The organism is Microbacterium jejuense, from assembly GCF_019511665.1.
GTDB lineage: Bacteria > Actinomycetota > Actinomycetes > Actinomycetales > Microbacteriaceae > Microbacterium > Microbacterium jejuense_A.
Genome location: NZ_JAEUAW010000016.1, coordinates 22612 through 44941, shown reverse-complemented (window position 1 = coordinate 44941; position 22330 = coordinate 22612). Strand labels below are relative to the sequence as shown.

Here is a 22330-nt window from a genome sequence, read left to right as displayed (position 1 = left end):
CCGGCCGCCGGCCCCCTGTCACGCGACGGCATGTGTCGTCATCGGACGTCATGTGCGTTCATCGACGGCAACCCCGGCGCGGCGCAACCGCTCGACGGCTTTCATGGTGGCGTCGCAACGCCGCCGACCCCGCCCGCAGGAGGAACCGTGTCCGTGACCAGTCAGAGCAGTCCCGCCGTCGCCGATCGCGTCGAGCCCCGCGCCGACGAGGGGCTGGAGCGCCGCCGCCCCGTGCAGGCCGCAACGTGGACGTGGGAGCCGAGCGAGCGCTGGGTGCGCGGCTGGGTCGGCGACCTCGCCGTCGTCGACTCCCGGCGACCCATCCTCGTGTGGGAGCCGGGCGCGAAGGTGCCCGAGTACGGCTACCCGCTCGCCGACGCGTGGCGCGACCTGCTCGTTCCCGGCGAGCCGCCCGCCTCGTCGTACTACCGGCCGCGGGTCCCCGCGCGGCAGTGGTACGACCTGGTCGTCGGCGACCGCCGCATCGAGGCCGCCGCCTGGACCTGGGACGTCGATGCGCTCGACGGCTTCATCGCGTTCACGTGGTACCCCGGCGTGCTCGACCGCTGGACCGAGGAGGAGGAGCGCGTCTTCGCTCATCCCCGGGACCCGCGCAACCGCGTCGACACGCTGCCGTCCACGCGCCGGATCGTCGTGACCGACGGCGACCGCGTCCTCGCCGACTCGACGGCATCCGTCGTCGTCTACGAGACCGGGCTCGTGCCCCGCTACTACCTGCCTCGCGAAGACGTCGACTGGTCGGCACTGCGCGAGATCAACCGGTGGAGCGAGTGCCCGTACAAGGGGGAGGCGACCGACTACTGGGCGGCCGCGGACCGGCCCGAGCGCGAGATCGCGTGGTCGTACCCCGAGCCGCTCCCGGCCGTCGCGGCCATCGCCGGTCGCGTCGCGTTCTACTCGGAGCGCGTCACGGTCGAGGTCGACGGCATCCCCGTGGGCTCTGCATGACGTCCCGTGACAGATCGTGACCGAGGGTGTCGCGGCGCGTCACGTGCCGCTTGGCGGCGCCGCGGCACCCGGTCCACGATCGCTCACCACAGCCTGCGTCACATCGGTCGTGCCGCGCCCCCCGCCGAGAGGAACACACCATGGCCCCTTCGATCCACCCCCGACGTCCGCTGCGTGCGGCGCTCGCCGCGCTCGCGGCCGGCGCCCTCGCGCTGAGCCTCACCGCGTGCGCCACCGGCGGTGCCGGCGGCACCGCCTCGGGTGCGGCATCCGACGATGTCTACCGGCTTCCGATCACCGACCCCGGCAGCGAGATCGACCCGCTGACGGTCGCCGACTACAACGCGCAGATCATCTCGGGCCTTGTCACCGAGCCGCTCGTGAGCCTCGATGCAGCCGGCGACCTGCACCCGCGTCTGGCGACCGAGTGGTCGGCCTCGGAGGACGGCCTCACGTGGACGGTGACGCTGCGCGACGGCGCGGTCTTCAACGACGGCACGCCCGTCACCTCGGCCGACGTGGTCGCGACGTTCCAGGCCATCACCGCCGAAGACAGCCAGTCACCCGGTCGCAGCGCCTTCGACGGCATCCTCGACACGGTCGCCCCCGACGGCGACGAAGCGGTGCTCTTCACACTGCTGCGCCCGTTCTCGGACTTCCCCCTGCTGCTCACCGGCACGAACACCGGCATCCTCCCCGCCGACTACGAGCCCGGGACGTGGCTCGACAACCCGGTCGGCGCCGGCCAGTTCCTGCTCGAGGACTACTCCGTGGGCAAGGGGGCGACGTACGTCAAGAACCCGAAGTACTGGAACGCCGACGCGATCGAGCTCGACGGCGTCGAGCTCAAGGTCTACGGCGACACGCAGGCGACGCTGCTCGCCTTCCAGGCGGGCGAGATCGACCGCATCGGACTCACCTCCGACGTCGCGGCCACGGTCGACGCGTCGAAGTACGACACGATCTCGTCGGGCTACAACAAGATCGACGGCATCTTCCTCGACGTGACCGCCGCGCCCTTCGACGACCCGACCGCGCGTGAGGCGCTCGCGTGGGCGATCGACCGCCAGGGTCTCGTCGACGACGTCTACCAGGGCAATGCCGACATCGCCGACGACGTCACCTTCTTCCCCGACTACGAGCCGCAGCCGGCCGGGCTCGAGCAGCGCGAGCAGGATCTCGACAAGGTCGCCGAGCTGCTCGACGGCCGCACGCTCTCGTTCACGATCACGACCGACAACCAGCTGTTCGGCGAGGTGCTGCAGCAGCAGCTGAACGCCGTGCCGGGGTTCGACGTCGACCTCGACGTGCTGACCGGCGAGCAGTACTACGCCGAGGGCGACGACACCCCGTGGCTGACGGCCGGCGTGACGGTCACCAACTGGGCCAAGCGCGTGCCGTCGCAGTACGTGTCGCTCATCTACGCGGCGGACTCGGCGTGGAACGCGTCGCACTACTCCAACCCCGAGCTGGAGCAGGTGACCGCGCAGTTCGACGCCACCACCGACGCCGCCGAGCGCCAGCAGCTGGCCGACCGGATCGCCGAGATCCAGTGGACCGACCTGCCCGTCATCGTGCCGGCCTTCTCGAAGGCGCAGTCGCTGCAGGACAAGCGGGTCCAGGGCGAGTTCGCCGGGGCGCTGGACTTCTACACCGGCTACGACTTCTCCGGCATCTCGATCGAGGACTGACGCATGACCGCCGGTCCCCGCCTCGAGAGCGGTCCCCGCCTCGCGCGGGGGCCGGCGGTGCTGCGCGATCGCCACCGTGCGATCAGCCGCCTCGTCGGGCAGCGTGCGATCCAGATCCCCGCGGTGCTGCTCGTCGTGTCGGTGCTGCTGTTCTGGCTCATCCAGGTGGTGCCGGGCGACCCCGGCCGCAACGCCCTCGGCCCGTATGCGACGGCCGCGCAGGTGCAGGAGTGGAACGCCGCCCACGGCCTCGACGGCGGGCTCGTCGAACGCTATCTGTCGTGGCTGGCCGGCTTCGTCACCGAGCGATGGGGCACGAGCCTCGTGTACGGCGAGCCCGTCGCGCCGCTGGTGCTGGAGCGGCTCGGGAACTCGGTGCTGCTGGGGCTCTACGCCTTCGTGATCCTCGTGCCGCTCGCGATCGGCCTCGGCGCATGGCAGGCCCGTCGCGAGGGCTCGCGCACCGACCGCGCGGTCACCGTCGGCCTGATGTCGCTGGCCTCGGTGCCCGAGTTCGTCGTGGGGGTTCTGCTGCTGATCGTCTTCGCGCTCATCTTCCCCGTGCTGCCGATCCAGTCCGGCGACGCGGTCGGCGCCGGCCTGCTGCCCGGACTCCGGGCGATGACGCTGCCGGCGGTGACGCTCGCCCTCGCGTACGTGTCGGTGCTCGCGCGCATGACCCGCGCCGGGGTGGTCGAGGCGACGGGCTCGCAGTTCTACCGCACGGCCGTGATCAAGGGCGCTCACGGCGGTGGCCTGTTCCATCGGCACGTGGCGCGCAACGCGCTGATCCCGTCCCTCTCGCTCATCGGGGTGTATCTCGGAGCGCTGCTGGGCGGAAGCGCCGTGGTCGAGACGCTGTTCGGCTATCCGGGCCTCGGCGAGCTGATCGTGACGGCCACCCAGAAGAAGGACGTCTTCATCCTCGCGGCCGGCGTCATGGTGACCGGTCTCATCTCGCTGTGCGCGCTGCTCCTGACCGACATCGCGTTCATGGTCGTCGACCCGCGTGTGCGGTTCACAGGAGGGGACTGACATGGCCGCCGACGTGCTGCTGGCAGACCGCATCGACCTTGCGAGGACGTTGGATGCCGCGCCCCCGCGTTCCCGCGGCGTCTGGGCCCTGCTGCTGCGGCGCCCCACGTTCACGCTGTCGGCCGTCGTGATCGTGTGGTGGGTGTTCGTGGCGATCGCGTGGCGCTGGCTCGGGCTCGATCCGTTCGCCGACACCGGCGTGAAGCTCGCGCCGCCCGGTCCCGAGCACTGGTTCGGCACCGACCGGATCGGACGGGACGTGTTCGCGCGGGTGCTGGCGGGCGCCGAGTCGGCGCTCCTGATCGGCCCGCTGGGGACCCTCATCGCAACGGCGCTCGGCACGGCTCTGGGACTCGTGGCCGGGTACCGGCGCGGATGGGTGGACCAGCTGTTCATGCGCACGTTCGACGTGTTCCTGGCGCTGCCGACGCTCATCTTCCTGCTGGTGATCGTGGGCGCCTTCGGCAGCAGCCCGCTCGTCCTGGCGGCCGCGATCGGCGTGCTGTTCGCCCCCGGCATCGCGCGCATCATCCGGGCCGAGGTGCTGGTCGAGATGGGCAAGGACTACGTCACGAGCGCGCAGGTGCAGGGTGAGCGCACGGGCCGCATCCTCGCGAGGGAGCTGCTGCCCAACGTCTGGCCGCAGGTCGCCGTGCAGGCGGCGCTGAGCATCGGCGGTGCGGTGTTCGTGGCGTCGTCGCTGTCGTTCCTGGGTCTGGCGGCAGCGCCGCCGTCGCCGGATTGGGGGCTCGCGGTGAACGAGAACCGTGCGTACCTGCAGGGTGCGTGGTGGACGCTCGTGTTCCCCACCCTGGCGATCGCGTCGCTCGTCGTCTCGGTCAACCTCGTGGCCGACAACCTGAAGGAGGTGCTGCGCGGATGAGCGGACTCGTCTCAGTGCGCGCACTGACGGTCGAGCATCGCGTGGCCCGTGGGTGGCGGACCGCCGTAGACGCCGTCGACCTCGACATCGCGGAGGGAGAGGCGCACGGCCTCGTGGGGGAGTCGGGATCGGGCAAGAGCACGATCGCGCTGGCCCTCACGAGGTATCTGCCCACGGGCACCCGACTGCGTGCCGACCAGCTGCGGGTCGCCGGTCGCGACGTGCTGTCGCTGGATGCCGCCGGTCTCAGGCAGTACCGCCGCGACGACATCGGCGTGGTGTTCCAGGAGCCGTCGCGTGCGCTCAACCCGACGGCATCCGTCGGCGCGCAGGTCGCCGAGGCGCACCGCCTCCGCGGGCTGTCGGCGACGGCGACCCGCGACGCGACGGTGTCGTCGCTGGCCGAGGTCGGGCTGCCCGACCCCGAGCGGCTGACGGCCCGTTACCCGCACGAGCTGTCGGGAGGGCAGCAGCAGCGCGTCATGATCGCGATGGCGCTCGCCGCCCGGCCGCGCCTGCTGATCCTCGACGAGCCGACGACCGGGCTCGACAGCCAGGTGCAGGCCGAGGTGCTGGCGCTCATCGCGCGCCTGCAGCAGCAGCTGGGGTTCGCGAGCCTGCTGATCAGCCACGACCTGCCGCTCGTCGCCGCGCACAGCGACCGCATCGGCGTGCTCGAGGGCGGCCGCCTGGTCGAGACCACCACGTCGGCCGACCTCGTCGCCGCCCCGGCGCACGACTACACGCGACGGCTGGTCGCGGCGATCCCCGCGGTCGACGGGATCGTGAGAGGGGGAGTGGATGCCGCCGCCCCGCCGCTGCTGGTCGCCTCCGGCCTGCGCAAGCACTACGCCGGCCACGCGGCGCTCGACGGCGTCGACCTGCGCATCGGCCGCGGCGAGACGCTGGGCATCGTCGGCGGATCGGGCAGCGGCAAGACCACGCTCGGGCGGGTCGTGGCCGGCGTCACCGCCTTCGAGGGCGAGCTCGTGCTCGATGCCCCGACCGCGCCGCCACCGGTGCAGATCGTGTTCCAGAGCCCCGACGCGTCGCTCAACCCGCGCCGCACGGTGCGCCAGACGCTGCGACGCGCGATCGAGCTGCTGCACGGCGACGGCACCCCGGAGGAGCTGGTGGAGCAGACGGGCCTCCCGGTCGACGCGCTCGACAAGCTGCCGCATCAGCTGTCGGGCGGGCAGAAGCAGCGGGTCGCGATCGCCCGCGCGTTCGCCGGCCGCTCGCCGCTCATCGTGTGCGACGAGCCGACGTCGGCGCTCGATGTCACCGTGCAGGCGACCGTCATCGACCTGCTGATCGACCTGCAGGAGCGCACCGGGGTCTCGTACCTGTTCATCTCGCACGACCTGGCCGTCGTGCGGCGCATCTCGCACCGCGTCGCCGTCATGCAGCACGGCCGCCTGGTCGAGACGGCCCCCGCCGCCGAGATCTTCGGCGCTGCCCGCCATCCGTACACGCAGAGTCTCATCGCCGCAGCCGGGCATGCCCGCCGCGACGAGCGCACCGCGGCCGCCCCGGTCTGAGAGCCGATCCGGGATTCCCGGCCCGTTCTCAGAGGTTCCGGCGCAGTCTGGAAGGGTGAGCGTCTCACCGGAGAGGTTCGAGCGGGGCCCGGTCGCGGCCACCGGATCGCCGGCGGCGGACCGGACGCCGGCGGCGGACTCGCTGCGGGAGCGCGCGTGGGCGCCGCATGAAGCGCCCCGCGTCGATCCCCTCCGGCTGGGACGCGCCGCTGCGATCGTGGGGGTCTTCGCCGCGCTGGTCAGCCTGGCCGGATCGTGGATCCCGTCCCTGTGGGGCGACGAGGCCGCCAGCGTGCTGTCGGCCACGCGGCCGCTCGGCAGCCTGTTCGCGATGTTCCTCCACGTCGACGCCGTCCACGGCGCGTACTACCTCGGCCTGCACGAGTGGGTGCGGCTGTTCGGATCGAGCCCGTTCTCGGTGCGCCTGCCGTCGGCGCTCGCGATCGGCGCGTGCGCCGCGGCCGTCACGTGGCTGTGCGGGCGGCTCACCGGGGGCGGTCGCGGGCCGTCGGTCGGCTTCGCCGTGCTCGCCGGCGTCGTCACCGCCATCCTGCCGCGGCTCACGTACGCCGGCGAAGAGGCCCGCAGCTACGCGTTCTCGGCGATGCTGGCGACGCTGCTGTGGGTCGTCGTCGTCGAGATCCTTCGCCGAGGGATGCCGTCACGCCACGGCTGGGCGGTGTACGCGGCGGTGCTGGCGGTCGGCGTCTACGTCTTCCTGTACCTGGCGCTGCTCGTCGTGGCGGTCGGCCTCGTGCTGGCGCTGGCCCCGGAGCGCCGGCGACACCTGCGGCACTGGGCGGTCGCCTCCGCTGCGGGGCTGGCCGCCACCGCCCCGCTGCTCGTGCTGGCTGCCCTCGAGCACAAGCAGATCGCGTTCCTCGCCGACCGCGACAGGGTGTCGTTCGACATGGTGCTCGTCAAGATGTGGTTCGGCGAATGGCCCTTCGCGCTGATCGCGTGGGCGCTGATCCTCGTGGCGGTCGTGGGCTGGGCGAGCGCCCTGATCCGCCGGCGCTCTGCGCCTGTGAGGCTCGACCTCGAGACGATCGCGCTGGCGTGGCTCGTGATCCCCAGCGGAACCCTGCTGGTCGTCAACGCCCTGATCCCCGGGTACACCCCGCGCTACGGCACCTTCGCGGCACCGGCCGCCGCGATGCTCGTGGCTGCCGGGATCCGTCGGATCGGCCGCATCCGCTTCTCGAGAAGGATGCCGGGCGCCCTGCTCGCAGGCCTCGCCCTGGTCGCGGTGCTCGCGACGGCCGCGCCCGTCTACGTCGAGCAGCGCACGCCGTACGCGAAGAACCAGTCGGACTGGAACGACATCGCCGCCACGATGGAGCAGCACGCGCAGCCCGGCGATGCGATCGTGTTCGACGACTCGGTGCGCCCGTCGCGTCGGCCGCGGCTGGCCCTCGATACGAATCCGGTCCCTTTCGCGGGCCTGCGGGACGTGCTCGTCGAGACGCCGTACGCCGAGAGCGACCTGTGGAACGCCACGACGTACAGCATCCCCGACGCCGCGCGGCTGGGCCGCTTCGCGGGCGTCTCGCGTGTGTGGCTGGTCGAATACGACGCGGGCGCGGGACCCGGCTCGTGGGGCGTCGCCGAGCTCGAGGCGCTCGGCTTCCAGGTCACCGAGCACATCGATCTGCATCGCAGCGACGTGTATCTGCTCACCCGATGACGGGGCGGGATACCCCACGGCACCGGGATCGTGCAACCCCTAGGGCGGGCTCGCGCCGGCACCGTAGTGTCGCGGCATCCGGAAAGGAATCGCACATGTCGCAGACCACGCTCGAAACCCCCACCGACCTCCTCCGCTTCCAGCTCCGCACCGCCATGACGATGGAGGACGATTCGCTCGCGGCGCTCGCGGAGCTGGAGCAGGCGGCGAAGTCGCCCGAGGTCAAGAAGATGTTCCGCCATCACGCCGACGAGACGAAGGAGCAGATCGAGAATCTGCGCAAGGTGTTCGCGGTGCTCGAGATCCCGGAGTCGACGGCGGCCTCGCCCAGCACGAAGGGCATCTCGAAGCAGGCGGAAGGGCTGATCGCGCGGTCGGCGCCGGCACTGCGCGACCAGGTCACCCTGTCGGCCGCGCTCGGCAACGAGCACTACGAGATCTCGGCCTACCAGTCGCTCATCCTGGCGACGCGCGCCCAGGGAGCGGCCGATGCGGTCGCCCTGCTCACCGACAACCTCGACCAGGAGACGCACACGAGCGAGGAGCTGGCCAAGAAGCTCGAAGAGCTCATCGGCTGACGCCGCACGATCCGACGGGCCCGCAGCGTCCGGGGCCGGGCACGCGGAGCAGCGCCCGTCCGATCGCGGCGCCTTGCGGCGGCGGAGGGAGGGCCCGCGCGAAAAACGTCGGATGATTCGGTAGCGGAATCCGGATTGACAACATAATATTACGACGTAAAGTAACTCTCCGGAGGATCCAGATGACGCTCAGTGTCGAGCCCGCCCCGCCCACCGAGGCGGTGATCGAGCAGCCGAGGCGCGCGACCAGCCGCAGCAGATTCGCCCGCAGTCTGCGGCGCTACTGGCAGCTGTACCTGCTCCTGCTGCTGCCGATCGTGTGGTTCATCGTGTTCCGCTACGTGCCGATGGCGAACGCCGTGATCGCGTTCAAGAACTACAACCCGATCGACGGCGTGTGGGGGAGCCCGTGGGTCGGTCTCGACAACTTCGAGCGGCTCTTCCGCAACCCCGTCTTCCCGCGCCTGGTCGCCAACACGTTCATCCTCGCGGCGTACACGCTGATCGCCAGCCTGCCGCTGCCGATCGTCCTGGCCCTCGCGCTCAACGAGGTGCGGCTGCGCTTCTTCAAGCGCACCGTGCAGCTGGTGACGTACGCGCCGTACTTCATCTCCACCGTGGTGATCGTGTCGATGACGATCCTGCTTCTCTCGCCGCGCGTCGGACTCCTCGGCCGCACGTTCAGCTTCTTCGGCGCCGGGCAGGTGGACCTGCTCGCCGACGCCGACTTCTTCCGCCACATCTACGTCGCGACCGATCTGTGGACGACCACCGGATACTCGGCGGTCATCTACCTCGCGGCGCTCGCGTCGGTCGACGTGTCGCTGTACGAGGCGGCGAAGATCGACGGCGCGTCGCGGCTGCAGAAGATCCGCCACGTCGACCTCCCCGCACTCATGCCGACCGCGACGATCATCCTGATCCTCGGCGTCGGCAACATCATGGCCATCGGGTTCGAGAAGGCGTTCCTGTTCCAGAACGCGCTCAACCTCTCGACGTCCGAGATCATCCCCACGTACGTCTACAAGACGGGCATCCTCAACGCGAACTTCAGCCTCGGCGCGACGATCGGGCTCTTCAACGCCGTGATCAGCCTCGTGCTGCTGCTCGTGGTCAACACCGTGTCCAAGCGGGTCACAGGAAGCGGGCTGTGGTGAGCAGCGTCATCAGCAAGCAGGCCGAGCTCGTCGAGGAGGCGGCCGTCGGCGCGGCAGCCGCGCCGTCGCTCGGCGGTGGCCGCGGGCGCCGCGCGTCGCGGGGCGTCAAGATCAAAGAGACCCGCGCCGACCGCGCGTTCGTCGTCGTGGCCTACGTGCTGCTGACGGTGTTCCTGCTGGTCGTGCTGCTTCCGCTGCTCAACATCGTCGCGAGCTCGCTGTCGAGCCCACACGCGGTGTCGTCCGGTCAGGTGCTCTTCTGGCCCATCGACATCACGTTCCGGGGCTACACCGAGGCGCTCGGCAACCCCGCCATCGTGCGCGGCTTCGCCAACTCGGTCTTCTACACCGTCGTCGGCACGCTCATCAGCGTCGCCGGCACCGTCGCCATCGCCTACCCGCTCTCGCGGCAGAACCTCTTCGGACGCAAGGTGCTCACCGGCGCCGTCGTGTTCACGATGCTCTTCAGCGGCGGTGTGATCCCGATGTATCTCGTCGTGCAGTCCCTCGGTCTGCTCGACACCCGCTGGTCGATGCTGCTTCCCAACGCGATCGGCGTGTGGCAGGTCATCATCGCGATGGTGTTCTTCCGCTCGTCGATCCCCGACGAGGTGTACGAGGCGGCGCAGCTGGACGGCGCGAGCGAGCTGCGGATCCTCTGGACCATCGTGCTGCCGCTGGCCAAGCCGCTCATCGCCGTCATCGCACTGATGTACGCGATCATGCAGTGGAACTCCTACTTCGACGCCCTGCTCTACCTGCGCAACGCCGACCTCCAGCCCTTGCAGCTGGTGCTGCGCGGTCTGCTCGTCCTCAACGACAGCGGCGGCGGAGGCGACGTCGCCGAGCAGCTGCGCCGACGTGAGCTCGCCGACCTCCTGCGGTACTCGACCGTCGTCATCGCCACCGTGCCGATGCTCGTCGTCTACCCGTTCGTCGCGAAGTACTTCAACAAGGGGATCATGGTCGGCGCCGTCAAGGGCTGACCCGTCCTACCCACAGACCCACCACCACACGAATGACCCGGGCAAAGGAGATTCCGGCAATGAAACACAGCATGATCCGAGGCGTCGCCGCCGTCGGTGCTGTCGTGGCGATGACGATCGCGATGGCGGCGTGCGCGCCCGCGGGCGACGCCGACAACGGCAAGCTCGTCGCGTTCGGCCCGCAGGGAGACAACGGCACCCTGAAGGACAACTCCTTCACGAAGGAGGTCGAGAAGAAGTTCGACATCGACTTCGACTGGCAGACCACGACGTACGACGGCAGCGTCGCGGGCGAGAAGCGACAGGTGTCGCTGGCGAGCGGCGACTACCCCGACGCGTACTTCCTCGTGCCGTGGGTCGACGCCTTCTCGCGCAGCGAGATCCTCAAGTACGGCAAGCAGGGCGTGCTCCTGCCCCTGGAGGACCTCATCGACGAGTATGCGCCGACGCTCAAGGAGCGCTTCGAGGAGAAGCCGGACTGGAAGGAGTCGGTCACGGCTCCCGACGGGCACATCTACGCGATCACGCAGTGGAGCGAGTGCTACCACTGCAGCTTCCCCTCGAAGCTCTGGATGAACACGGCGTGGCTGGACAAGCTCGGCCTCGAGCAGCCGACCACCACCGAGGAGCTGCGCGCCGTGCTGCGCGCGTTCAAGGACGACGACCCCAACGGCAACGGCGTCGCCGACGAGGTGCCGCTGAGCGGCTCGGCCACGCAGCCGATCGTCAACTACCTCATGGGGGCGTTCACGTACGCGCCCTACACGGCGCCCGGGACCCCGCCGCCCATGGTCATGGAGAACGGCGAGGTCACGCTCGCCGCGGGGTCGGACGAGTGGCGCGCGGGCCTGCAGTACATCAACTCGCTCGCCGAGGAGGGGCTGCTCGACACCGCGGCGTTCACGCAGAACGGCGATGCGCTCAAGGCCCTGGGCGACAACGCCGGGACCGAGATCCTGGGGTCGGCCGTCGACCTGCACCCGTACGACTTCGTCACGGCCGACTCGCCGGACGGCCGCGACACGCACTACGACGCGGTCGCGCCGGTCGCCGGTCCCGACGGCACGCAGACGGCCACGTGGCGTTCGCCGGTGAACCCGCTGGGCATGTTCGCGCTCACCAACAAGTCGACCGAGGACGAGCGCATCAAGGCGATCAAGCTCATCGACTATCTCGTCACCGACGAGGGCGACAAGCGTGGTGCGATGGGTCCCGAGGGTGAGGCGTGGGTGCCGGCCGAGCCGGGCGACGTCGCCCTCGACCCCGAGCTCGAGCCGACGTTCAAGCCGCTCACGTACGACGAGACGTCGAACGCCGCGTGGCGCTCGATGGCGCAGTACTGGGACTCGCTGGAGTACCGCAACTCGCAGGTCGTCCCCGAGGACGTGTACTCGCCCGACGGGTACGAGCGACGACTGCTCATCGCGACGCAGGCGTACGACCCGTACAAGCCCGACGAGAGCATCCTGTTCCCGTCCGAGAAGCTCTGGCCGAACGAAGAGACGTCCGCCGACCTCGCCGACCTGCAGACGAACATCGCGAACTACGTCACCCAGGCGCAGGCCGAGTTCGTCACCGGTCAGCGTGACATCGACGACGACGGCGCCTGGCAGGCGTACCTGGACGACCTCGAGGGCTTGGGGCTGTCCCAGTACCTGCAGATGGAGCAGGACCTCTACGACGCCCTGAAGTAGCCGCACGAGCACGGGACGAGTGGATGCCGCGGCCCGCGGCATCCACTCGTCTCGCTGTGTCAGCCGCCGGCGCCGGGCGTGCCGTTGCCGTTGCCGTTGCCGTTGCCGGAGCCGCCTCCGCCGGCGTCGCCCGTGTTCCCGCCGCCTTCGTCACCGGCGCCGGGCGAGGGCACGGCCGTGGGGCCCGTGCTCGGGTGGATCGTGACGGTCGCTCCGGCGGTGACGCGGCCGGCGCCCGGCTCCTGCCTCGCGACGAGCCCGGCGGCCACGTCGGACTCGACGGGCTCCCCGACCGTCACCGTGAAGCCGGCGGCCTCGAGGCGGCTCTGCGCGTCGGTCAGGCTGAGGCCCGTCACGTCGGGGAGCGTCGCCTGGGCCGTCTTGACGAGGTCGGCGTCGGGGCTCGGGAACGCGTCGCCGCCGTAGGCGTCGTTCGCGGCGGACTGCACGGCCTTGCCGATGCGGTAGCGGATGTCCGACAGGCGGTTGCCGTTGTACCGCGTGTTGAACACGTCGCCGAAGCCGTCCGCGTTGCCCGCCCACGTCGCCGTCGTCACCTTGGTGCTCGACTCGATGAGCCACGTCTGCCATGCCTCGTGCGTGCCGGTCTTGCCGAGCACCGGCGTCCCGTCCCAGGGATTGCCCTGCGTTCCGCTGCCGCCCGAGGCCATGACGCCCTGCAGCGCGTAGGCCGCGGCGGCGGCGACGCCGGGATCGAGCGCGGCGGTGCACGAGTGCTCCAGCCCTGCGACCTCCTTGCCGTCGGCATCGATCACGCGGTCGATCGGGGTGGGCTCGCAGTACGTCCCGCCGTTGGCCACCGTGGCGTAGGCGGCGGCCATCGCGATGGGCGACACGGCGGCCGTGCCGATGATCGAGTTGAGGTTCTCCATCGTGATGGGCTCGCCGTCGGCCTGCGTGACACCGAGGCGGCTCGCGACCTTCTCGATGTCGCACAAGTCGAGCTTCTCGGCCATCGCGAAGTAGCCGGTGTTCAGCGAGCTGGCGGTGAACTGCAGCGGCGTGCCGACCTTGCCGGCTGCCTTGCCGAAGTTGTTCACGAGCGTGTTCGACGTGTTCGTCCAGTCCCCCTGGCATGAGTTGGTGAGGTGCTCGAAGACCCGCAGCCGGCCGTCCAGCGACTCGTTCACCGAGTGCCCCTTCTCGAGCCAGTCGAGCAGCGTGAACAGCTTGAACGTCGATCCCGCGTTGAAGCCGCTCGAACCGCCCGTGGCGAGATCGCCCGCGAACACGAGCGAGGAGTACGCGGGGTCGCCGTCGTGCGCGGCATCCTCGCTGAACGTCGTGTTCTGGGCGATCGCGAGGATGCGGCCGGTCGACGCCTCGATGCTCACCGTCGTGGAGCCGAACCGTCCGGTCGCGGCATCCTTCGCCGTCGGCATGTCGGCCGACGCGGGCGCATAGGTCGTCATGGCCTGCTCCGCGGCTGCCTGCACGCGCGAGTCGAGCGTCGTGTAGACGTCGAGGCCACCCCGCTGGAGGGTCTGCTGCCGCTCGGCCGGCGTCTCGCCGAACGCGGGGTCGTCGAGGATGGTGTCCTTGACGTACTGGCAGAAGTACGCGGCGCCGCCTGCGGCCGCGCACCCCGTCACCGTCGGCGTGATCGCCGGCGTGATGGGCTCGAGCGCGGCGGCCACGTACTGGTCGCGCGTGATCTTGCCGTCGTCGAGCATGCGGCTGAGCACGTACAGCTGCCGGCCCTTGGTCGACGTGTACCCGTCGGCGGCGGCGACGTACTGGTCCTGCGTGATCGTGCCGTCCCCCAGGAGCGAGTCGAGCGCCGCGAGCTCGTTGCCCTGCACGTCGTCGACCGCGCCGTCCGGCGCCTTGTTGAGCTTCGTGCCGTCAGAAGCGGTGATGGAGCCTTCGGGGCGGTCGATGCGATAGCTGTTGGGGTTCTGCACCATGCCGGCCAGCGTCGCGGCCTGCCCCAGCGTGAGGTTCGCGGCCGTCGTCCCGAAGTAGTACCGTGCGGCCGACTCGATCCCGTAGGTCGTGCCGCCGAAGTTCGCGATGTTGAGGTAGCCGAGGAGGATCTCGTCCTTGGAGTACTTCTGCTCCAGGGCGATCGCGTACCGCATCTCCTGCAGCTTGCGCTCGATGCCCTCGGCGCCGCTGGAGGTCGTCGCGTCCGACCAGCATGCGTACTTCTCGTCGGAGGTCTCGGCGGTCGCCTCGCACTGCTGCACCAGGACGTTCTTGACGTACTGCTGACTGATCGTCGAGCCGCCCTGCGTCTCGCCGCCGCCGGCGAGATTCGACAGCACGGCCCGGGTCGTGCCGACGACGTCGACGCCGCCATGGTCGTAGAAGCGCGGGTCCTCGCTGGAGAGGATCGCGTCGTACATGACCGAGGCGATCTGATCGTGCGTCACCGGTGTGCGGTCCTGTTCGAGGAACGTGGCCAGCAGCACCGGCTGGCCCGTCTCGGGGTCGGTGGCGTAGAAGTTGCTGGGCAGCATGAGCTGGTCGATCTCGAGCGTGCTCGGCAGATCGTCGAACAGCGTGATCGCCCCGCCCGCAGCGCTGCTCGTGAGCGCGACGGCGGGGGTCACCGCGGCGGCGATGAGCACGCCGGTGGCGGCGCTGAGCCCCACGAGTCCGGCCAGTCCGGTGAGGATGCCGCTTTTCGGGCGCGACGGATGAGGCATGGGGTCGAGCGTAGGAAGCCGTCCTGGACGCTCGCGGAGCGCAGCCTATGTGCGGGGTGGATGCCGCACGCAGAGCTCGTCCGGCGGATCAGCGGCTCGGCAGCGAGGCGGGGAAGCCGACTCCGGTGAGCTCCTGCGAGACGTCCCAGAGGCGGCGGGCGACGTCGGCGTCCGCGGCCTCGGGGGAGCGATCGACGAGGACGGGCGCGCCGCGCAGCTCGAGCCGCCCGCCCGGACCGGCGTAGCTCGCGCCGGGCAGGTCGGCGACGGCCGCGTACAGCGTCGGCAGCGCGCCGCCGGCGGCGTCCTGCGCGAAGAAGCGGTTGCCGACGAGCATGAGTGCGCGGCGGACGCCGTTGGCGTCGTGCCCCTGCAGTTCGGTGGCGGCCCAGCCCGGGTGCGCGGCGACAGCGCGCACGGGCGATCCTGCCTCGGAGAGGCGGCGCTGGAGCTCCAGGGTGAACAGCAGGTTCGCGAGCTTGGACTGGCTGTACGCGGCGCCGGGTGTGTAGATGCCGTCGAGCGCGAGGTTCTCGAAGTGGATGCGGGTTCCCCGCGCCCGGTGCAGGCCCGACGAGAGGGTGACGACGCGGTCCGTGACGTGCGGCAGCAGCAGGTTGGTGAGCGCGAAGTGCCCCAGGTGGTTGGTGCCGAACTGCATCTCGAAGCCGTCGGCCGTCCGCGATTCGGGGAGGTTCATGACGCCGGCATTGTTGATGAGCACATCGAGCGGGCTGTCCCAGCCTGCGGCGAACGCGCGCACCGACGCCAGGTCGGCGAGGTCGAGCCGGCGCACCTCCGTGCTGCCGGGGATGCCTGCCGCCGCGGCCTCGCCGCGGGCGGTGTCGCGCACGGCGAGCACCACATGGGCGCCCGCGGCGGCGAGGGCGCGCGTGGTCGCGAGCCCGAGCCCGCTGTTCGCGCCGGTCACGACGATGGTGCGTCCGGTCTGGTCGGGGATGTCTGCGGTGCTCCACTGGGGAGTCTTCGTTGTGCGGGCCATGTGCACCAATGTATGCGATGACTACATTGTATGCAATGCCTACATTTGTTCCGCCGTTCGCCTAGTCTGGACGCATGAGGCACGGCCGCTACCACCACGGGGACCTCCGCGCCGCGCTCCTCGTGCAGGCCGAGAGCAGGCTGCGCGAGCGCGGTGTCGCGGGACTCTCGCTGCGAGAGCTCGCCCGCGACCTCGACGTCAGCCCGGGCGCACCGGGGCGTCATTTCGAGAGCAAGCAGGAGCTGCTCGCGGCGCTCGCGCTCCGCGGGTACGAGCGTCTGGACCGGGTGACCTCCGCGGCGATGGGCGGGGCGGGCGACACGTTCGCCTCGCGACTGGATGCGGCAGCCCGCGCCTACGTGGACTTCGCAGTGGCCGACCCCGAGCTGCTCGCGCTGATGTTCGCGGCCAAGCACGACGGTGTGCCGTCGCCGGAGCTCGCGGCCGCCGCGAACGGCTGGTTCGAGCGGATGCTCGAGCTCATCGACGACGGACAGCGGCGCGGCGAGGTTAAGGCCGGCCCTCGCGAGCGGGTCGCGCTCCCCGTCTTCGCAGCCCTCCACGGGTTCGCGATGCTCAGGGTCAGTGGCAACCTGCCCCCCGAACTCGCCGAGGCCGGGCTCGACGACGTGATCGCCGCAGCCGTGCAGGGCTGCGCGGCCGCCTGACCCGGCGGGCGCGGGGTGACGGCATCCGTCACTCGACCCGCAGGTCCTCCAGCGCGTCGTCGTCCCACGCGATGCCGATGCCCGGGTCATCGGACGCGGTGACGCGCCCGTCGGTGACGACCAGGTCGGCGGCGGTCACGGCGCGCAGCTGCGGGATGTACTCGACGATGCGGCCGTTGGGCACGGCGGCGACGAGACCGACGTGCAGCTCCATGAGGAAGTGCGGGCACACGGGGACGTTGAACGCCTCGGCCAGGTGCGCGATCTTCAGCCACGGCGTGATGCCGCCCACCCGCGCGACGTCGGGCTGCACGATGGTGGCGGCATCCCTCGCGAGGTACTCCTTGAACTGACCGACGGAGTACAGCGACTCGCCCACCGCGATGGGGATCGACGTCGTCTCGACGAGTCGCGCGTGCGCCGACACGTCGTCGGCCGGCAGCGGCTCCTCGAGCCACGAGATGCCCGATGGCTCGATCGCGCGCGCGAGCGCCCGCGCATCGGCGAGGGTGAGACCCTGATTGGCGTCGACCATGAGCCGGTAGCCGGGGCCGACCGCCTCGCGCACGGCGGCGAGACGTTCGACGTCGCGCCGCGGATCGCGAGAGCCGACCTTGAGCTTCGAGCCGTGCCAGCCGCCGTCGCGGGCCGCCAGCGTGTTGGCCACGAGCGTGTCGGTGTCGATGTGCAGCCAGCCTCCCTCGGTGTCGTACAGCGGCACGTCGGGGTTCGCGCCGCCCGCCGCGCGCCACAGCGGCTCGCCGTCGCGGCGGCAGCGCGCATCCCACACGGCGGTGTCGATGGCGGCCAGCGCGAGCGAGGTGATGGCGCCGACGGTGGTGGCGCGCGTCTGTGTGAAGGCGTGACGCCACACCGCTTCGGGACGCCGCACGTCCTGCCCGATGATCGCGGGGAGCAGGTGATCGCGCAGCATCGACAGCACGGCACGCCCGCCCGTGCCGATCGTGTACGAATAGCCGCGGCCCGGTGCGCCGTCGGAGGTCTCGAGGTCGACGACGATCGTCTCCTGCTTCACGAACGACTGCACGGCGTCGGTGCGGACGGTCTCGACGGGGATGTCGACGAGCATGGCCCGGGCGTGCGTGATGACGGACATGGCTCCTCCGGAACCGGTTGGATGCCGCGGCGCGGCGTCAGCGGACCAGCGACTGGATGGCGGCCGCGGCAGCTCCGCGGGCCCAGTCCTGGAAGGTGTGCGGCCGCACCACGATGCGGCACCGGGCGGCGGCTCCGAAGGCGTGCGCGGCGAACGCGTCGCGCAGCGTCGCGTCGTACAGGTCGAAGTCCGCGACGCCCTCGCCGCCGATGATGACGAGTTCCGGCCCGGTGAGGTTGACGAGCGTCGCGATGGCGGTGCCGACGAGCGCAGCGGCCTCCCGGAAGGCGGCGTCGGCGGCCGGGTCACCGGCGTGGGCGAGCCGCACGGCCTCGTCGATGCCGACGTCGCGTCCGAGCGCTGCAGACAGCGTGGCCTCGATCGCGGGCGTGGACGCGACGGCCTCGACGCAGCCGCGGCGGCCGCACGGGCAGATGCGCGACGGGTCGGCCAGCGGGAGGTGGCCGATCTCGCCCGACACCCCGTACGCGCCCGTCACGACCTGGCCGTTCAGGTGCAGGCCGCTGCCGATGCCGCGGCCGATGGTGACGATCGCGAACGACTCGGTGCCGAGCCCGACGCCGAACCAGTGCTCGCCGACGGTGAGCGCGTGCACGTCGTTCTCCAGCGTGACGGGGCGGCCGAGGCGCTCTTGCAGATCGGCGCCGAACGGCTCGTCGGTCCAGCCCATGATGGCCGACTCGCGCACCACCCCCGACGACGTGTCGACGTCGCCCGACACCGAGACCCCGATCCCGGCGATGGCGTCGGTCTTGTCGCCGAGGCCCTCCTCGAGCGCCGCGACGACGGCGGCGATCGCGTCAGCGGCGGCGGCGGGGTCGTGGGCGGCGAGCGGCCGGCTCGCGCTCACCAGCACGTTGGTCGCGAGATCGGTCGCGACGCCGATCACCTCATCGACGTTGACCTTGACGCCGAGCATCACCATCGCATCGGGCACGATCGACACCGGCGCCGCGGGGCGGCCGGGATTGCCGTCGCGCTGTGTGGCGGGCGGCGCATCGACGAGCCCGGCGGCCACGAGGGGGGAGACGGCCTTGGTGACGGCCGCCTGCGACAGCCCCGTCTGCCGCGCGATGTCGATGCGGCTGATGGGGCTGCGCGTCAGGATGGTGGCGAAGACCCTCGATCCGGCTTCGGACGCCGTGCGGATGAGCGTCGTGCGCGCGGCGGTGTCGTGGTCCATCGGTTCCCTCGGTCGTTGTGGTTACGGTAGCGAATCTGCGGGGTCGGCGGGCGTCAGGGCGGTGCGAGGCGCGTGGCGGCGAACTCGAGCGCGTTCTCTTCATCGAGGTCGCCGCCGGCCTCGTGCCCGTTGTAGGGCCACAGCACGATCTGCTTGGGTCCCGCGTACGCGGTGAACGCGGGCAGGACGGTGCCCGGGGGAGCGATGCCGTCCCTCAGCCCGGTGCTGAGCAGCGCCGGAGCCGTCGCGCGCTTGGCGTGGTTGACGCCGTCGAAGTAGCGCAGCGTGTCGAGGGCCGCCGCGGTGTCGAGACGCCGGTCGGCGAAGTACTGCGTCAGCAGGGCGTACGGGTGCTCGTCGCTGAGGTCGGCGGCGCGGTCGAGCTCGCACAGGAACGGCGCCTGCACGATCGCCGCGGCGAGGTCGGGCACGAGTCCTGCCATCGCCAGGGCGATGCCGCCGCCTTGGCTGGCCCCGACGACCCCGACGCGCGCCGGGTCGACGAGGTCGAGCGAGCGCAGAGCCTCGACGGCGCGCGCGGCGTCGGCGTAGACGGCGCGGTAGTAGTACTCGTAGGGCGAGCGCAGCCCGCGCGTGAGGAACCCGCCCGCCGACGGGCCGCCGTCGGGGCGGTCGTCGTCGGTGTCGCCGTGGCCCTGGCCGCGGGCATCCACCACGAGATGGGCGTAGCCGGCCGCGGCCCACCGGAGGTCGCGCAGGGCGTGCCCGCGGCCGTTGCCGTACCCGAAGAACTGCACGAGCCCGGGGAGCGGGCCGGCCAGGCCGCGGGGCACGCGCAGCCACGCATGGATGGGCGTGCCGCCGAACCCGCGGAAGGTCACGTCGAAGACCTCGAGCACGGCGAGGCGCGTCGGTCGCGGCGTCACCGTCACGTCGAGGGGGTGCCGCCGCGCCTCGGCGAGGGTGTCGGCCCAGAAGGCGTCGAAGTCGGCGGGCTCGGTCTGCGTGGTCGGCTCGTCGACGAGCGTGAGCTCACCGCGCATCGCGCGCCCCGATCGCCAGGGTGGCGGCATCCACGAGTCCGTCCAGGGGCACCTCGACGGTGCCACCCGCCGGCACGCGCAACGCGATGCGCCGATCGCGGTGGGCGACGGTTACGACGCGATCCTCGCCGCGGATGCTGCGGACCGTCGCCGACGCGAGCTCGCCGTCGCGCCACGCCAGGTCGACGACCAGACCGGTGCGCGCGCCGAGACCCTGCGCGTCGCCGTGCGTCCAGGAGGACGGCAGCGCGGGCAGCAGCCGGACGACATCGCCGTGGCTCTGCACGAGCAGTTCGGCGATGCCCGCCGGAAAGCCGAGGTTGCCGTCGATCTGGAACGGCGGGTGCGTGCTGAAGAGGTTCGGCAGCAGCCCGCCCCACTCCGAGCCGTCGACGGGTCCGTGGCGGGCTGCGTCGCCCTCGAACGGGGCGAGCGCCTCGTCGAGCAGCGCGGCGGCCGTGTCGCCGTCGCCCATGCGCGCCCGCATGGCGATCTTCCACGCCCACGACCAACCCATCGCCCCCGGGCCGCGGGCATCGAGCAGCCGCACTCCGGCCTCGAACAGCTCGGGGTCGCGCTCGCGCGTGAGCACGTCGAGCGGGTGGATGCCGATGAGCGGCGACAGGTGCCGGTGCAGCGGCTCGGCCTCGACCACCTCGGCCGACCACTCCATGAGCCGCCCGTCCGCGCCGATTCCCACCGGTGCGAGGGCCGCGAGCGCGCGATCGATCTCGTCGGTCAGCGGGTCGTCGACGCCGAGCACCGCGATCGCGGCCAGCGCCCGCTCGAACAGGGCGCGGATCAGGAAGAGATCGGATGCCGCCGTCAGGCCGATCGCCGTGTTCTCGCCGTCTTGGGCGACGAACGAGTTCTCGGGCGAGGTCGACGGCGATGTCTGCAGGGTGCCGTCCGGTCCCGGGACGAGCCAGTCGAGGCAGAATTCGACGGCGCCGCGCATGGCGGGCCAGATGCGCGTGCGGAGCAGTTCGACGTCGCCGCCGAACGCGTAGGCGTCCCAGAGGTTGTGGGTCAGCCACACGCCGCCCATCATCCAGATCGCCCAGCTGGGGGCGCCGTGGCCGCCGCCGACCGGCAGGCTCCATCCCCAGAGGTCGGAGTTGTGGTGCGCGACCCAGCCGCGTGCGCCGTAGAGTTCGCGCGCGACGTCGGCCCCGGTGCGCGAGAGGTGCTCGACGAGCGCGATGAGCGGTTCGAACGCGTCGTCGAGGCCCAGCACGGGCGCCGCCCAGTAGTTCATCTGGGTGTTGATGTTGATCGTGTAGTTGGACGACCATGCCGGTCGCAGCTGGTCGTTCCAGATGCCCTGCAGGTTGGCGGGCGGTCCACCGGCGCGCGACGACGACGCGAGAAGATAGGCGCCGTACTCGGCGATGACCGTGGCGCGCAGCCGCGGGTCGTCGCCGTGCAGGATGTCGCGGTCGACGTCCCACACCCCCTCCCGGCGACCGCCGATCGCGAACCGCGCCCGAGCATGCCGCCGACGGTCGGCGACGTGCTCGTCGAGCAGCGCGGCCGGAGCGCGGCGAGCCGCGGCATCCACGCGCTGCCTGGCGCGGTCCCGGATCGCCCCACGGGAGGCGATCCGCCACTCCCCGTCCGCGTCGGCCCACCAAAACTCGGCGCGGGACGAAGTGGAGAGGGCGATCAGCAGCCGGTGAGCCCCGAGGACGGTCGCGCCCGCGGGCGCGGCATCCACGGAACCGTCGGTGTCCAGCGCGACCGCGATCGCCGCGAAGGCGTCGAAGTCGTCGCCGGCCCCGGCGTACCGCAGCGGCGGTTCGGCGGAGGTCTCGTGCAGCGGGGCGCCGTCGACGGGGATCTCGACATCGAGACCTCGTCCGTTCGGCGTTCCGCGAAGCGGGGACGAGAGCGAGAGGGATGCCGCGAACGCGACGTCGGCGGTCAGCTCGACGATCAGGGCCTGCGCCGGCGCCGACACCCACGAGCGGCGGACGAGGGTGCCGCCGGGGATGCGCAGGGTCTCGGTGAGGACCGCCTCGTCGAGGTCGAGCACGCGTGCCGGGGCCACGGCCTGGGCGCCCTCGATCGCGACGGTCAGATCCGCCAGCGGCAGATACTCCTGCGAGTACGGCCCCTCGAACGACATCAGCAGCCGCTCGGCCCGTCGGACATCGCCGGCGTCGAGCGCGGTGCGCACCTCAGCGAGCCGCTCGGGGCCGGCGCCCCCGGCGACGACGTCGCGCAGGGCGGTGGCAGGGCCGTCGGGCGTGCCCGACCAGACCGTGGCGTCGTTGAGCGCGTACCGCGCCGTCGCGCCGCCGTACGCCATGGCCCCGATGCGGCCGTTGCCCAGCGGGGCGGCGGCCTCCCACCGGTCGGCGGGGGCGGTCCACGACAGTCGCAGCGTGTCGCTCATCTCGGTCCTCAAGGTCTCGGCCCGGAGATCCCGGGTGCCGGGC

The 22330-nt window shown here is 71.4% G+C and carries 17 protein-coding genes; 11 read left to right on the top strand and 6 right to left on the bottom strand.

Features of this window, described 5'->3' with window-relative positions; translation table 11 throughout:
* Positions 1-153: 153 nt before the first annotated feature.
* The 10 genes from JNB62_RS16485 (at position 154) to JNB62_RS16440 (ending at position 12221) form a co-directional block, all read left to right on the top strand.
* Complete coding sequence (locus JNB62_RS16485) at positions 154-969, top strand: DUF427 domain-containing protein (RefSeq protein WP_220301991.1); 816 nt, start codon at positions 154-156, stop codon at positions 967-969.
* 140 nt (positions 970-1109) lie between these two features.
* Complete coding sequence (locus JNB62_RS16480; RefSeq protein WP_220301990.1) at positions 1110-2660, top strand: ABC transporter substrate-binding protein; 1551 nt, start codon at positions 1110-1112, stop codon at positions 2658-2660.
* A 3-nt stretch (positions 2661-2663) separates the two neighbouring features.
* Entirely contained in the window at positions 2664-3695 is a 1032-nt protein-coding gene (locus tag JNB62_RS16475) for an ABC transporter permease (protein ID WP_220301989.1), read from the top strand.
* A gap of 1 nt (position 3696) precedes the next feature.
* On the top strand, positions 3697-4578 hold the full coding sequence (locus JNB62_RS16470) for an ABC transporter permease (RefSeq protein WP_220301988.1): 882 nt from the start codon (positions 3697-3699) through the stop codon (positions 4576-4578).
* Positions 4575-6119 carry an ATP-binding cassette domain-containing protein gene (locus JNB62_RS16465; RefSeq protein WP_220301987.1) on the top strand — a complete coding sequence of 515 codons (1545 nt, stop codon included), beginning with the start codon at positions 4575-4577 and terminating at the stop codon, positions 6117-6119. The genes JNB62_RS16470 and JNB62_RS16465 overlap by 4 nt, the downstream gene beginning before the upstream one ends.
* 55 nt (positions 6120-6174) lie before the next feature.
* Positions 6175-7806: a glycosyltransferase family 39 protein gene (locus tag JNB62_RS16460; protein ID WP_220301986.1), complete on the top strand. Its 1632-nt coding sequence runs from the start codon at positions 6175-6177 to the stop codon at positions 7804-7806.
* A 95-nt stretch (positions 7807-7901) separates the two neighbouring features.
* Entirely contained in the window at positions 7902-8384 is a 483-nt protein-coding gene (locus tag JNB62_RS16455; RefSeq protein WP_220301985.1) for a DUF892 family protein, read from the top strand.
* Between the two features lie 182 nt (positions 8385-8566).
* Positions 8567-9541 carry an ABC transporter permease gene (locus tag JNB62_RS16450; protein ID WP_220301984.1) on the top strand — a complete coding sequence of 325 codons (975 nt, stop codon included), beginning with the start codon at positions 8567-8569 and terminating at the stop codon, positions 9539-9541.
* The gene (locus tag JNB62_RS19640) at positions 9538-10527 is read left to right on the top strand and encodes a carbohydrate ABC transporter permease (protein WP_308291833.1); all 990 of its coding nucleotides are present in this window, start codon (positions 9538-9540) and stop codon (positions 10525-10527) included. The genes JNB62_RS16450 and JNB62_RS19640 overlap by 4 nt, the downstream gene beginning before the upstream one ends.
* Positions 10528-10598: 71 nt before the next feature.
* A complete protein-coding gene (locus JNB62_RS16440; protein ID WP_220301982.1) occupies positions 10599-12221 on the top strand; it encodes an extracellular solute-binding protein in 1623 nt (540 codons plus the stop codon).
* Between the two features lie 59 nt (positions 12222-12280).
* On the opposite strand, the gene JNB62_RS16435 is transcribed toward JNB62_RS16440, so the two are convergent.
* Positions 12281-14893, bottom strand: a complete 2613-nt coding sequence (locus tag JNB62_RS16435; protein WP_223231207.1) for a penicillin-binding protein — start codon at positions 14891-14893, stop codon at positions 12281-12283.
* 88 nt (positions 14894-14981) lie between these two features.
* Positions 14982-15896 (bottom strand): oxidoreductase, encoded by a 915-nt coding sequence (locus tag JNB62_RS16430; protein ID WP_220301981.1) that lies wholly within the window; start codon positions 15894-15896, stop codon positions 14982-14984.
* A 74-nt stretch (positions 15897-15970) separates the two neighbouring features.
* Here JNB62_RS16430 and JNB62_RS16425 point away from each other — a divergent pair, with 74 nt between their 5' ends.
* Positions 15971-16564: a TetR/AcrR family transcriptional regulator gene (locus tag JNB62_RS16425; RefSeq protein ID WP_220301980.1), complete on the top strand. Its 594-nt coding sequence runs from the start codon at positions 15971-15973 to the stop codon at positions 16562-16564.
* Positions 16565-16592: 28 nt separating this feature from the next.
* On the opposite strand, the gene JNB62_RS16420 is transcribed toward JNB62_RS16425, so the two are convergent.
* The 4 genes from JNB62_RS16420 to JNB62_RS16405 are packed head-to-tail and all read right to left on the bottom strand — an operon-like array spanning position 16593 to position 22287.
* Positions 16593-17681: a mandelate racemase/muconate lactonizing enzyme family protein gene (locus JNB62_RS16420; RefSeq protein WP_220301979.1), complete on the bottom strand. Its 1089-nt coding sequence runs from the start codon at positions 17679-17681 to the stop codon at positions 16593-16595.
* Positions 17682-17718: 37 nt separating this feature from the next.
* Positions 17719-18885, bottom strand: coding sequence for an ROK family transcriptional regulator (locus tag JNB62_RS16415; protein WP_220301978.1), 1167 nt, complete (start codon positions 18883-18885; stop codon positions 17719-17721).
* A gap of 53 nt (positions 18886-18938) precedes the next feature.
* On the bottom strand, positions 18939-19889 hold the full coding sequence (locus JNB62_RS16410) for an acetylxylan esterase (RefSeq protein WP_220301977.1): 951 nt from the start codon (positions 19887-19889) through the stop codon (positions 18939-18941).
* Positions 19879-22287: a glycosyl hydrolase family 95 catalytic domain-containing protein gene (locus tag JNB62_RS16405; protein WP_220301976.1), complete on the bottom strand. Its 2409-nt coding sequence runs from the start codon at positions 22285-22287 to the stop codon at positions 19879-19881. Before JNB62_RS16405 ends, JNB62_RS16410 begins: the two co-directional genes overlap by 11 nt.
* Positions 22288-22330 lie beyond the last annotated feature (43 nt).